Origin of the sequence: Cecembia sp., assembly GCF_007126775.1 — a bacterium.
Lineage (GTDB): Bacteria > Bacteroidota > Bacteroidia > Cytophagales > Cyclobacteriaceae > Cecembia.
The window spans coordinates 1-12,879 of the sequence record NZ_SLAP01000166.1 but is presented as its reverse complement, the minus strand read 5'-3'; the positions used below and the strand labels follow the sequence as shown (position 1 = coordinate 12,879).

The following is a 12,879-nucleotide window of genomic DNA, read 5'->3' as shown; positions in this document are numbered from 1 at the left end:
GAAAACAAAAAAAACATAATCAACTCTCTAATCCAAAGTTTATGAATATTATTCCTCTTTAACTTTTTTCCAAATTCTTTTCAAGAATCAAACCTGGTCAATGTAATACATGCTTTAAAATAACAGGATAATCACTCACTACTATATCAGGATTTCTTTTTTGTACAAATTCCCTATAAATAGTGGGGTCATCCATTCCCTGACGATCAATATTTCCCATTACGTCCGTAATGATGGGCAAACCCAATTTTTTGGCGCGATCATAAAGCATTAGATCAGCGTCTTTGTTGAGGTAAACAGCCAACTGATAAGGGTCATTGCTTTTACATAGGTACTCGTCAAATTCCTCCTCTTCTTTGACCAGCACTGAGACCAAAAACCGGTGGTTTAGTGCGAAGGCTTCCTGTGCCCGCTCCAGGGAAAAAGTGAGAAGTAAAATCCTATCCAGCATGTCCGCCGCTTCCACCAAGTTCAATACCTTGTCAAGCGGAGCATTTTTTACATCCAGCATCAAAAAAAGTCCATTTTGGGCTGCCTCCGCTAGAAAGTCAGCAAAGCGAGGAAGTTGCTCCTCTGTACCTTTTAAACCCAAATTATCCAAATCCTTGCTGCTCCAATCAGAAATATTTCCAGTGCCAAAAGTTGTCCTGTCCAAAGTCCTGTCATGAAGCAGGTACAAAATACCATCTTGGCTCTCCATGATGTCGATCTCTAACATATACATCCCTGAATCCAAGGCCTGCTTCATGCCCTTCATGCTATTTTCAGGGATTTCGGGATTGACTGCTCCTCTATGGGCAAACACCAAGGTTTTCCCTTCCTCCAAGAGCGCTCGCAGGCTTTGGGCCTGAAGACCCGTAAGCAACAGGCAAAAAAGGCTGATAAAAGGAATCCGGAGGATCAATTTATTTTTGTTCATTTTTTTGACAACAAATACCAACCCCTGGGATCTATTTCGATTGGCCCTTCACTTTTTACCAAAACAGGTTTTGAGGAGAGCACATGCCGCTCATAACCGTTGGATGTTTTGATTTCTATGGGCATTTGGAAGGAAATGTTGGGCAGACTCACCTGGTATCCTTTCCTGCCTTTCTTACGCATTTTCACCTCGGGTAAACGAACAGATTTGAGATAAAGGTCGAAAAAGCCCTGTAAATCCAGTCCTGTATAGTCTTGTACAAAACCTGTGAAATCCTTGGTTTCAACCAAATTTTCATAGATAAAGCGCTCATCAGATGCAAAGGCCTTTAGCATGGGGAAAAATAATTCATCACCTATATGATAGCGCAGCGAATGGATAATAAAAGCACCTTTGGTGTAAATTTCCGGATGATAGGCAAAATCTGAAGTAGAATTTCTAGACGAGACTACCGGTCTTAGATTTCTGATATTTGCCTTGACGCTGGCCACTTTTTCAAAGTAAGCTTCTTCTCCCGCATGTTTCAGGTAAAACAGCCAATCTCCATAAGCCGTTAAGCCCTCGTGAATCCAAAAATCTGCCCAATCTTTAACGGATACTTTGTTACCAAACCATTCATGGCCCAACTCATGATGAAGCAACCAATCAGCAGTAACGTCTCCGATTTTTTCAAACTGAAAATTATTTCCATATGCATTGATGGTCTGGTGTTCCATCCCCAGGTAGGGAGTTTCTACCACAGCGATCTTGTCATTTGAAAATGGATAAGGGCCAAAATAATTTTCATGGGTGGATGCTGAGGTTTTCAGTACGTCCAAAAGAGGCAAGGCTTGATCCTTGTTTTGCTGTAAGACCCAGACAAACATAGGGATTTCTTTCCCATCTATACTTTCAAAAACAATGGATTCCTCATGGAATATCCCCAAAGTAAAGTTGATATTATAATTGTTGATGGGGTATTGGGTGGTCCAGTGGTAGCTGACTTTACCATCCGACTCCCTACTGCCTACCAACCTGCCATTGGAGGCCACAAAATAAGGTTGGGGTGCAGTAAAAATCAGGTCCACCCCATTTAAAGGCTCACTGGATGGATGGTCCAAACAGGGCATAAATATTTTGGCCCCTTCATTTTGGGATGAAAGGCCCATCCAATGGTTACCCAGCTCGTCCACTTCCCAAGTAAAACCACCTGTCCATGGTGGTCGGATGGCAATCGGCGTCTTTCCTCCATAATACACCTCCACTTCCTCACATGTGCAGTCAATGGGATAAATGTCCAGTGTGTCTCCAAAATGCCGGAAATTGATCTCCTGACCGTCCATAATTACTTTTTCCACCCGGTATTCTTCGATTAGATTCAGCCGAATTGTATCCAGTTTTTCCTCTGATTCAAAAGATATTTTGTTTTTCCCATGAATTTCCTGGGATTCCGGGAACAATTCCAGTTCCAACTGGTAATGCATTACCCGGTACTTCCCTTGTAATGGATCCAAAGGACCTCCCCAAGCCCAGTTTTTTTGGATTTGGGCAAAGCCCTGAAAAGAGATAAGTAAGGCACAAAATAGAAGTAGTATTTTTTTCATTTTGAAAGCGACATCATGAATCAGTGGAAAAGATAAGCATTTCCTGCATTCCAGGTATATCTTTAGATCAATTTTCGAGCATGAAAAACCTTGAAATTGTCACCCACTTTGGTCCAAATCAAGAAATCCTCTCCTCCATCTTTGAGTTTGAATTTCTTTTTTATCTCCTCTGCCGAAAGTGCGAAATTTCTGGCAATCACATTCACTTTCCCTGAGGGGAAAGTGGTTTTAATTTCTTTTTTGGGCTGTTGGAATTCCCTGATCACTTTAAAAAACCTTCCTGGAATTTCCTCCAGGTAGATATCAGTAGTATAAAGGTGGCTATTGGCATGTAGTTTTTCCAATCCGTATTGCTGACCAAAAAGGTGGAATGCCCCTGCTTTCATAATACTGGCCATGGGTTCAATGATATAGGATTTTACCGGTGAAAAAGCACTGAGAGCAGCAACCTCCTCTTGAAAAGAAAAAGTGAATTCCTTTCTTCCGGCAGTTCCCAAATCTACACAATGGATTCGGGGCTCCGGCAAATTTTGATCTCTTTTCCAAAGTAAAAGTACCTCCTTCACCTCATTCTTAACAGACAATACCCAAACCTCCCGGATATCGGGCAATTCAGTCAGTGCCTTCTTGAGGTCCAACATGGGTGATACTTTGATCAAAATACTTTTGGCTTTGGTTTTCAGGAATTGCCAATGGGTAGAAACATCCGGTTCGCAGTCAGCCAAATTATACAATTTTTGATTTTGGGCACCCCTTCTGGCCGGGTCTACATATATAAGGTCAAATTGCTCCGAGGATCCAGCGAGTATTGCCAGCCCATCTCCATGATAAGTCTTGAAATGGGACATGCCCAAGACATCCATGTTATACCTAAAAATATCCACCAAATCTTTATCCCGCTCACAATAACTTACCGATTTGAAATGAGCACCCATGTGAAAAGTATCTATCCCAGAGACACCGGTCAGGTCCATCATAGATTTTCCTTCTATCAATTCTGCTTTAAAACTGGCGGTTTCCTCAGAAGAAGCCTGTTCCACAGAAAGGTTGACAGGAAAAAACAGTGACAGATTATTGGCCCAGTTGGGGAGTTTCTTAAGGCTTTTTTGGCGGGAAGTCAATTGATTAACTGCAAGTTTCAAGTCGAAATCAACTTTGCTTTGAAGTTTTAAAAAAAGCTTAAACGGGTCTTTCTCATACAGATATTCCTGGATGAATTTTTTTACTTTTTCCGTGTAAATGATTGAAATCTCCAAGTCGCCCCTTTTCAAATGAATAAAAATTGCGATGGCTTAAACAGCCATCGCATAATATTTTTCAGACCATACTGTGCGCGCTCAGGTATTCAGCAATCTGAACCGCATTGGTAGCTGCTCCTTTTCTTAGATTATCGGCCACTACCCACATGTTCAATGTATTGGGCTGCGATTCATCCCTCCTCAGCCTACCAACAAATACTTCATCTTTCTTATGCGCTGTCAAAGGCATGGGGTATACATTATTGACGGGGTCATCTTGAATGGCCACTCCTGGGGTTTTGGCCAAAATCTCTTTTACTTCTTTCAAATCGAAATCCCTGTGGAACTCTACATTGACTGCCTCAGAATGTCCTCCCATGGTGGGGATTCTAACAGTAGTAGCCGTAACCTGTATGTTATCATCTCCAAAAATTTTCTTGGTCTCATTAATCATTTTCATTTCCTCTTTGGTATAACCATTGGGCTGGAAAACATCAATATGAGGAAGTACATTCATATCTATTTTATGAGGATAAACCATCTCTACAGGCTGTCCATTTCTTTCTGCCATCATTTGGTCCACTGCTGCTTTTCCAGTTCCGGTTACTGACTGATAAGTAGACACAACAATCCTTTTTATACCGTATCTTTTGTGTAGCAGGTTCAATGCAACTACCATTTGGATGGTAGAGCAATTGGGGTTGGCAATGATCCTATCATCAATTCTGAGGTCCTTGGCATTGATTTCCGGTACAATCAATTTCTTGGTAGGGTCCATTCTCCAGGCGGAAGAATTGTCAATAACGATGGTTCCAACTGCAGCAAACTGCGGCGCCCATTCCAGAGAGGTACTGCCACCGGCAGAAAAAATAGCAATATCCGGCTTCTCAGAAACAGCCTGTTTCAATCCCATTACCGTATACTCCTTACCCTTAAATGTCATCTTCTTCCCTGCGGACCTTTCACTGGCCACTAAGAGTAATTCATTAAATGGAAAATTGTGCTCATCCAGCACTTCTAGGATTTCTGAGCCTACCAATCCGGTAGCTCCTACAACGGCTAGTTTCATTTTTATTTGGCGTTTTTTTATGAACCGCAAAGGTAAAAGAAGAATTCCCAAAAAAGACAGTCCCCGAGCTTATAATTACTTAATTTTCAAAATTAAGCCTCCTTTTTTAAGAACAATTAAAATTTATTTAGATACACGGATAAAGTTCTTTCATCTGTGAAGAATTCTATATTTTCAAAATATGGATACTTTTTGCTTAATAAGGTGTTTTTATGTGGCGTCCTGCTTGCTTTTTTTCCGGCAAAGTATGATTTGGGCACAAGTTCAGGATTTTGAAAGGGATTTTCTTGTAGTCAATCACCCTGAAACCTTTTTGCCCAATTGGTCCGGCAACGAGGTGAGGGCAACAGCTTCAAGGATTTTTCAGGCCAACCAAGAAGGTAGGAATGGAAGCCGGGCCCTTGCAGTGCAAGCTATCAGTTCTTTTACTGGAGAAATTTACACCAAAGTCGACCCTGTAAATTATACGCAAGCCAAGATTGCCTTTTTTGCAAAAACCAAAAGAAATGGCTCAGGAACCCGATCTGCTTTGGTCAGTATCTACTTTTCCAATTCAGGATTTGAGGATTTTAAATACTCCTATGAGTTGGGAGAGGATTTCTCTTTTCCTAATCAGGATACAGAATTCCAACTCATAGAACTTCCCATTCCCGAAGCTTACCGAATGGAAGAAGAGGTTTTTGTCAAAATTGAAGTGGGTTTGGGCGGGGGTTCTGGTTCAGGCGCCAGATTTTTTATGGATGATTTTGGGATTTTTGATGGGGATGAGGTAGTAGACCCCATTAAGATAAAAAAAGCTTTTTTACTAGATCCCTTTAGGATTGCCATGCACTTGGACAAGGCTATCGCTCCTCCCCTTATCGGACAGATAGAAGCAGGCTATTTAAGGGGATTGACTTTATCTTTTCCATCGGACACCCTTTTGGTACTGGAATCTCCCGAATTAATTCCTAACGAAATACTCCCAATCAACATTTTCAATCTTCAGGATAAAAAGGGTATTTTGACCCCATTTACAAGTATTGGTTTGGACAACAGGCAGATTCAGTTGGGAGAAGTATTGCTTACAGCTCCCCATATATTAAGACTTAGTTTCAGTCATATCTTCGAAGAAGCTTCTGTGAGTAGGAGTTCCCATTTCCTGGTCAATAGCCAACAGCCTATTGACATTGCGGTAAATGAAAACCGCTACCAAATAGATTTAATTTTTGAACGGGAATTTGAGCTGGATCAATGGCTCAGGTTGGAGGCCAAAGAAATCAAAAATCACCTAGGCGAAGTCCAATCCGGCACGCTTTCAAAAATATTTCGGTATGAGGACCGCATTGAACAATTATTCCTCTCCGATCAGGAGCAATTGGAGATATTTTCTTTCATTCCACTGGATTTTAACAGTTTTTCTACAGCAGATTTTCAGGTACTGGAATATCCCGAAATCACATTCATTCCAACTTTCCCCAATGCTTTTCAGATCCGCTTAAAGTCAGAAAGCCCATTTGAAGAAGGTCCTATTTTCAGCTTATTACTTCCTGCAAGAAAAAGTATTCGGGGACTGCCGATACATGCTTCTAAAAGGGATTTTTTCTGGGACAGAACCCCACCCGAAATCGTTAAAGTGGCTCCTCTTGAGTCAGATAAAATACTGGTGATATTTTCTGAACCGCTGGACCCTATTTATGCTTTACTGCCGGATATGTATCAAGTTGGGGGTATTTCTCCTAGTAACATTCTGCTCCAAAAAAATGACAGTCAGGTTATCCTTACTTTTCCAAGCGAATTTGAAGTAGGCAAGACTTATACCTTGCATATTACCAAAGCCAGTGACCTGAGTGGCAACTTAGGGGAAAACTATGATTTTGAATTTATTTTCGAAAAGGAAGCCACGCTAAGTTTCAAATCCATTGTAGTCAATGAGTTGATGCCTGCACCAAGACCAGGTAATAGTCTCCCTAATGTAGAATATGTAGAACTTTACAATCCTACAGATAACAACATCTATCTAGGTGGTATGCAGTTGGCCAATTCTCGGAGGGTAACTACCTTGCCTTCAGCGGTGCTTGGTCCTCAATCCTATCTCATCTTATGTCCGAGGACCAGGGCTGGGGAATTTGAAAAATATGGAGAGGTATTGGGCTTGAGTAACTGGCCCACCTTACTGAATACTGCTGATCAGGTAAAGCTTTTTGACAGTGATGGCATGGTATTGGACAGCTTGAATTACACCAGCACTTCCTTTGGTGGGACAGATTTTGCAAGGGGAGGTTATAGTTTGGAAATTATAAATCCTTATTTGATATGTCACTTACCAGAAAACCTGAAAACGTCAAGGAATGAAAAAAGGGGTACTCCGGGGAAACAAAACTCTGTATATGAAACCAGCCCTGATTTAAGCCCACCAAAGTTTTTGAAGGGCATTTGGGTCGGTGAGCGGCGGGCCATCTTGCATTTTTCCAAAATCCTGAATACCAATCTTCAAAGCGTATCCCTGTCATTTAAACCTTCAATTAGCCTACGCAAAGTGGAGTTAGGCCCAGCACCCAATCAGCTTATTTTAGACTTTGAGGAGGAGCTCAAAGAGGGTACCAGGTATGAGGTAAAAATCAACAACCTTCGGGATTGTAGTGGAAATCTTTACGATAAAAACCAGTTGGCATGGATGGCCCGGCCTAGTGAAGCAGCCGAAGGGGACATTGTGATCAATGAAGTGCTCTTCAATGCCAGATTACAGGCACCGAAATTTGTAGAAATATATAACAGGTCAGGAAAATTCATTAATCTAAGGGACTGGAAACTGGCCAATCTGAATTCAACAGCTGAGGTTGCCAATAGGAGGATACTTTTTACAGAAGACTACATTCTAGAGCCCTTCAGCCATTTGGTTTTTACGACCGACGTGGAAAAACTTTATCAGGAATATCCAAAGGGGAAGCCAGACAGATTCATCCTTCTGAATACCCTGCCAAGTTATCCCATTGCTAGTGGCAATGTGGTACTATTGAACCCTGATGAAAATCTAATGGAAATTTTCAGTTATCATGAGCGCATGCACCATCCTTTATTGAGGGACAGGCGTGGGGTTTCTCTCGAACGCCTTTCGCCTACTGCTCCTGTGGATGACCCAAACAATTGGCAGTCTGCAGCTGCTTCCATAGGTTTTGCCACCCCCGGTACCAGAAATTCTCAGGTTTTTGAAGGTCAGGAAGGCTTTGGCATAGAGATCTATCCTAAAGTTTTTAATCCCGAGAGTCCTGGACAGGATGCTTTTGTAACCATAAGCTACAAGATGGAAGTCCCTGGGATGATTGCCAATATGCGTATTTATGGACTTAACGGGACTTTGGTACGTGAAATTTGCCAAAATGCGGTTTGGGGTCAAGAAGGATTTTATTTATGGGATGGCACTGATCTTCGGGAAAGAAAAGTCAGGCCAGGGCATTATGTGCTTTTGGGGGAATTTTTTGATCTAGATGGGAATGTTAAATCCTTTAAAAGTACGATCATTGTAGGAACTTTTTTTTAGTATTAATACAACTTAAATCCCGCTTTTGTAGTATCTTAAAGGAGAAAATAAACCTATATCCCTATGAAACCTGACCTGATCACTCAAACCCTAAAAACTTATTTCATTCAAAAAGGAAAAAACCTGAAGGTCATTCAAAGGTATTTAAGTATAAAATACAAACTCATTATGGACGAAAAAGTACTTCAAAAACGACTTGAAAACCTTTCTTAAATTATAAAACCGCCTGCATGGCGGTTTTTTATTTTTGATTTTAAAATGGTAAGCGTAATTTAGGGGACTTTTCAATCGCAGGACAGGATTGGAGGATATAAACCGCAAAAAGAATTTGTTATGAGCCAAGAAGGAAAAACTGCCTACGCTCCAGAGGAGTTAAAGGAATTTGAAGAAATTATCCTCAAGAAACTGGCTATTGCCAAAGAGGAGCTCACTATGTTGAAGGAAACGCTGAGTAAAAAAAATGACAGTGGGACAGATTTTACAGCATCTACTTCCAAACTCCTTGAAGATGGAGCAGATACGTTGGAAAGAGAAAGTATGAGCCAGTTGGCAGCACGTCAACAAAAATTTATCATTAATCTGGAAAATGCCTTGGTTAGGATCAAAAACGGTACTTACGGGGTCTGTGTAGATACTGGGAAACTGATTTCCAAAGAACGACTGAGAGCTGTTCCCCATACCATGCATTCTATTGAAGCCAAACTTGCCAAGAAATAAATTGGAATTTTTACATCGACACATAGAAGCATTGGTTTTCTGTTCTCCATCTCCCTTAGACATAGAAGAAATTCAGAAATGTCTAACGGAGATGTTTGAATCAGAGGTACCCTTTGAACATATACAAGAGGCCTTGAATGATTTGCAGGACAAATATCAGCAAGAGGAATTTTCTTTTGCATTGGAGCAATTGGGCGGAGGGTATCAGTTTTTAACAAAACCAGCCTACCAAAGCAGTATTTCCATTTTGCTAAAACAACAGTCCCAGAAAAGACTGTCCACAGCGCAGCTGGAAACTTTGTCTATCATTGCCTACAAACAACCAGTAACCAAAACAGAAATAGAGCAAATCCGAGGAGTTAGCTGTGATTATTCTATTCAAAAACTTCTTGAAAAAGAACTTGTGGCGATCAAAGGAAAATCTGATGCTATAGGTAAGCCGCTTTTATACGGAACGAGCAACAAGTTCATGGAGTATTTTGGCATCAATAGCCTGAGTGATCTGCCACAACCCAAGGATTTTTCTCAAGAGACCAATCAGATCGGAGAAGAAAAAGATCAGTTATCTTGATGCGATTTCTTTACTTCTGCATGGGCGGAGATAAGGTACTTCCTCCCCGTGGATAATTCTTCACAAACGACTCTGGTCCTTCTGGTCTGATCTTTTCTGAATCTTCTCCCTTGTATGAAAAATATCTCTCCAATGGGCAGATCAATCAATAGTGCTTTGTCCGGACTGAAATTCTGATCATAAGGTTTCAGGACTTTTGCCAAAATCAAATCTGCTCCTGTACTGGCCTTGGGGTTTCTCATGTGCCTATTTAGTGCCAAATAAATATCTTTAGGGAAAATCTCTTCTGAAAGTACAGGAAGCATCAATTCCCTGAATGTCTGTTTCCATTCTAATCCGTGCGGTTTGATTTTTAATCCATACTTTTCAAAAGCCCTAAGATGGGCCACTTCATGTACATAAGTGATCAGAAACTGATAGGGGCTCAGGTTATGATTGATCGTAATGGTTTGTATTTTCCTATCCCTGCGATACCGAAAGTCCCCAAGTTTGGATGCCCTACTTTTGGTAATGTGAAAATGAAAAGGCTGTTGCTTCCATAGCTGAAAACAATAGTTAACCGCCTCTTCGGGCAGGTGCTTTTTAAAGGCGTTTAAAAATTGATCTTCTTGACTCATTTTGTTGCCAGCAAAATAAAAAAAAAGGCTGACCTTATTAAGGACAGCCTCTTTTTTTTTAGAAGTTAGCATTAACCTTCTACTACCTCTTCAACTTCTTCAACCACCTCTTCAACTTCTTCTTCGATCGCTTCAGCAGCATCTTCGATAGCCTCTTCAGTATCTTCGATGATTACTTCTACTTCTTCAGTTGTGTCTTCCGCTTTGTTGCCACAAGATGCTGCGAACAACATGCCAGTGATAGCGAATAATGCAAATACCTTTTTCATAATTTTTTGTTTCTTAAATTAAGCGTGCAAAGGTACTGCCATTCAGATAATTAACAAGTAAAATAAGGAAATTTATTTTTATTTCTTTTTATAGGTGATTTTTATTGGAACTCCCTCAAAATCAAAGTTTTCCCTTAATCGGTTTTCCAAGAATCTTGTATAGGGTTCTTTGATATACTGTGGCAGATTACAGAAAAATGCAAATACAGGATTCTTAGTAGGTAATTGGGTGATATATTTAATTTTGATATATTTCCCTTTATTCGCTGGAGGGGGATATTTCTCTATTTCAGGAAGGATTTTATCATTCAGTTTTGAGGTGGCCACTTTCCTTGTTTTGTTATCGTACACCTTTACTGCCAGTTCAATCGCCTGAAATATCCGCTGCTTGGCCTCTACCGAAGTGAAAATAATGGGGATCCAGCGGTTTTCACCCAGTTTCTCCAACATATCCTTTTTGATTTTGTCCAAGGTTTTGTGATCCTTCTCGATCAGGTCCCATTTGTTGACCATGATCATGATACCTTTATTGTTTTTTATCCCTAAAGAGATCAGATTAATGTCTTGGGCTTCCAAGCCTCGGGTCGCATCCACCATAATGATCAATACATCCGATTCTTCCAGTGTTCTAAGAGATCGCATAACAGAGTAGAACTCGATATCTTCTTTTACTTTGGCTTTTTTACGGATACCGGCAGTATCTGTGATGATAAAATCCTTTCCAAAGAGTTTGTACCGGGTATGTATGGCATCTCTGGTGGTACCTGCTTCATTGGTTACTATAGAACGTTCTGTACCCAAAAGTGCATTGAGAAAGGAGGATTTACCCACATTGGGACGTCCCAGAATGGCTATCTTGGGGATGCCTTCATCCGGGTCTTCTTCTCCCTCGTCAGGAAAATTTTTGATTACTTCATCCAGCAGGTCACCGGTACCACTACCACTTACCGCAACGATGGGAAACACATCATTATCTCCCAGGCCCAGACCATAAAATTCTGCGGCGAGCAGGGTTTTCTCTGGGCTATCTGCCTTATTGGCGACAATATAAATGGGTTTCTGAGTACTCCTCAGTTCATTGGCAAATTCCTTATCCAGATCTGTAAGACCATCATGGCAATCAACTACCAATAGGATTACATTCGCCTCTTCAATGGCCAATTTTACTTGTTTTCGGATTTCAGCCTCATATACATCATCAGAACCGATGACATAGCCCCCAGTATCAATGACCGAAAAAAACTTCCCTCCCCATTGGGCATGTCCATAGTGACGGTCTCGGGTTACGCCAGAGACATTATCCTCTATTGCTTTGCGCTCTTCAATCAATCTATTGAAAAAGGTAGATTTTCCAACATTGGGTCTACCCACTATTGCTACTATATTTGCCATTATCTGCTCTTCTTATTGGTCGTAACCAAATCGTTTCAACTTAATTTTATCTTTTCTCCAGTTTTCAGCCACTTTCACATGGGTTTCCAGAAAGATTTTTTTTCCGAAAAATTTTTCCATTTCTTCTCTGGCCTGCATACCTACTCTTTTTAATGCTTTTCCGCCTTCCCCTATGATGATGCCTTTTTGGCTATTGCGTTCAACATAAATTACTGCACGGATGCGAATGATTTTTTCCTCTTCTAAAAAATCCTCTATGTACACTTCTGTACTGTAAGGTATTTCTTTTTTATAGTTGAGAAAGATTTTCTCCCTTACAATTTCAGATGCAAAAAAGCGCTCAGGCCTATCTGTAAGTTCCTCCTTATCATAAAAGGGGGGATGCACTGGAAGTCTGTCCAGGATTTCCTGAAGAATGCGTTCGGTATTGAAACTTTCGGTAGCAGAAATTGGTATCACCGCATCTGTTTGGATACGCTGCGTCCAATAAGCCGTCACTTCTTCCAATTGATTCTCCTTGGACAGGTCAATTTTGTTGATGACTAAGAGTACAGGAACACCTGACTTGTTCATCTTTTCAATCACGTCTTCTATTTCCTCATCGGTTTCAAATAGATCGGTTACGAAAAGAATCACATCTGCATCCTCCAGGGACATATTGACAAAACTCATCATGTTCTTATGTAGCTCGTACTTAGGTTTGAGCATACCCGGTGTATCCGAAAACACGATTTGGTATTGGTCATCATTGATGATGCCCATAATCCTATGTCTGGTGGTCTGGGCCTTGGAGGAGATGATCGAAAGTCGCTCACCGATAAGCACATTCATAAGCGTGGACTTGCCGACATTGGGTTTTCCAATGATATTGACAAATCCTGCTTTGTGTGTATTTTCGGTCATGACTACAATTTTTTGTGCAAAGGTACTTGATTTTTTTCAGAGGTCATGCTTGGAGGGAAAAACTAACCAAATAAACTTTGG

At 40.8% G+C, this 12,879-nt stretch carries 11 protein-coding genes and 1 pseudogene; 4 read left to right on the top strand and 8 right to left on the bottom strand.

The window, feature by feature from the left end:
* Positions 1-97 precede the first annotated feature (97 nt).
* From QZT73_RS11005 to QZT73_RS10990, 4 genes are all read right to left on the bottom strand, one after another.
* A complete protein-coding gene (locus tag QZT73_RS11005; RefSeq protein ID WP_291788145.1) occupies positions 98-919 on the bottom strand; it encodes a glycerophosphodiester phosphodiesterase family protein in 822 nt (273 codons plus the stop codon).
* The gene (locus tag QZT73_RS11000; RefSeq protein WP_291788143.1) at positions 916-2,502 is read right to left on the bottom strand and encodes a M1 family metallopeptidase; all 1,587 of its coding nucleotides are present in this window, start codon (positions 2,500-2,502) and stop codon (positions 916-918) included. Before QZT73_RS11000 ends, QZT73_RS11005 begins: the two co-directional genes overlap by 4 nt.
* Positions 2,503-2,564: 62 nt before the next feature.
* Complete coding sequence (locus QZT73_RS10995) at positions 2,565-3,644, bottom strand: class I SAM-dependent methyltransferase (protein ID WP_291788141.1); 1,080 nt, start codon at positions 3,642-3,644, stop codon at positions 2,565-2,567.
* 175 nt (positions 3,645-3,819) lie between these two features.
* Positions 3,820-4,809, bottom strand: a complete 990-nt coding sequence (locus tag QZT73_RS10990) for an aspartate-semialdehyde dehydrogenase (RefSeq protein ID WP_291788139.1) — start codon at positions 4,807-4,809, stop codon at positions 3,820-3,822.
* 247 nt (positions 4,810-5,056) lie between these two features.
* On the opposite strand from QZT73_RS10990, the gene QZT73_RS10985 reads away from it, so the two are divergent.
* The 4 genes from QZT73_RS10985 to scpB all read left to right on the top strand — a co-directional run bounded on the left by QZT73_RS10985 (position 5,057) and on the right by scpB (position 9,617).
* Positions 5,057-8,329, top strand: coding sequence for a lamin tail domain-containing protein (locus QZT73_RS10985; RefSeq protein ID WP_291788137.1), 3,273 nt, complete (start codon positions 5,057-5,059; stop codon positions 8,327-8,329).
* Between the two features lie 63 nt (positions 8,330-8,392).
* Positions 8,393-8,542 (top strand): hypothetical protein, encoded by a 150-nt coding sequence (locus tag QZT73_RS10980; protein ID WP_291780701.1) that lies wholly within the window; start codon positions 8,393-8,395, stop codon positions 8,540-8,542.
* Between the two features lie 120 nt (positions 8,543-8,662).
* Positions 8,663-9,046 (top strand): TraR/DksA C4-type zinc finger protein, encoded by a 384-nt coding sequence (locus QZT73_RS10975; RefSeq protein ID WP_291780704.1) that lies wholly within the window; start codon positions 8,663-8,665, stop codon positions 9,044-9,046.
* A 1-nt stretch (position 9,047) separates the two neighbouring features.
* Positions 9,048-9,617, top strand: coding sequence for an SMC-Scp complex subunit ScpB (scpB, locus tag QZT73_RS10970; protein WP_291780763.1), 570 nt, complete (start codon positions 9,048-9,050; stop codon positions 9,615-9,617).
* On the opposite strand, the gene QZT73_RS10965 is transcribed toward scpB, so the two are convergent.
* The 4 genes and pseudogenes from QZT73_RS10965 to era all read right to left on the bottom strand — a co-directional run.
* Complete coding sequence (locus QZT73_RS10965; protein ID WP_291780708.1) at positions 9,605-10,234, bottom strand: SprT-like domain-containing protein; 630 nt, start codon at positions 10,232-10,234, stop codon at positions 9,605-9,607. The genes scpB and QZT73_RS10965 overlap by 13 nt on opposite strands.
* A 71-nt stretch (positions 10,235-10,305) precedes the next feature.
* Positions 10,306-10,503: a hypothetical protein gene (locus tag QZT73_RS10960; protein WP_291780710.1), complete on the bottom strand. Its 198-nt coding sequence runs from the start codon at positions 10,501-10,503 to the stop codon at positions 10,306-10,308.
* A gap of 78 nt (positions 10,504-10,581) precedes the next feature.
* Complete coding sequence (der, locus tag QZT73_RS10955; protein WP_291780714.1) at positions 10,582-11,895, bottom strand: ribosome biogenesis GTPase Der; 1,314 nt, start codon at positions 11,893-11,895, stop codon at positions 10,582-10,584.
* Between the two features lie 12 nt (positions 11,896-11,907).
* Positions 11,908-12,813 (bottom strand): annotated as a pseudogene (gene era, locus QZT73_RS10950) (GTPase Era); the annotation flags it as partial.
* Between the last annotated feature and the right edge of the window lie 66 nt (positions 12,814-12,879).

Coding starts and splice junctions, on each gene's coding strand:
- QZT73_RS10985 (WP_291788137.1), top strand. CDS start 5,057: ATGATTTGGGCACAAGTTCAGGATTTTGAAAGGGATTTTCTTGTAGTC.
- QZT73_RS10965 (WP_291780708.1), bottom strand. CDS start 10,234: ATGAGTCAAGAAGATCAATTTTTAAACGCCTTTAAAAAGCACCTGCCC.
- QZT73_RS11005 (WP_291788145.1), bottom strand. CDS start 919: ATGAACAAAAATAAATTGATCCTCCGGATTCCTTTTATCAGCCTTTTT.
- QZT73_RS10990 (WP_291788139.1), bottom strand. CDS start 4,809: ATGAAACTAGCCGTTGTAGGAGCTACCGGATTGGTAGGCTCAGAAATC.
- QZT73_RS11000 (WP_291788143.1), bottom strand. CDS start 2,502: ATGAAAAAAATACTACTTCTATTTTGTGCCTTACTTATCTCTTTTCAG.
- QZT73_RS10980 (WP_291780701.1), top strand. CDS start 8,393: ATGAAACCTGACCTGATCACTCAAACCCTAAAAACTTATTTCATTCAA.
- QZT73_RS10975 (WP_291780704.1), top strand. CDS start 8,663: ATGAGCCAAGAAGGAAAAACTGCCTACGCTCCAGAGGAGTTAAAGGAA.
- der (WP_291780714.1), bottom strand. CDS start 11,895: ATGGCAAATATAGTAGCAATAGTGGGTAGACCCAATGTTGGAAAATCT.
- QZT73_RS10960 (WP_291780710.1), bottom strand. CDS start 10,503: ATGAAAAAGGTATTTGCATTATTCGCTATCACTGGCATGTTGTTCGCA.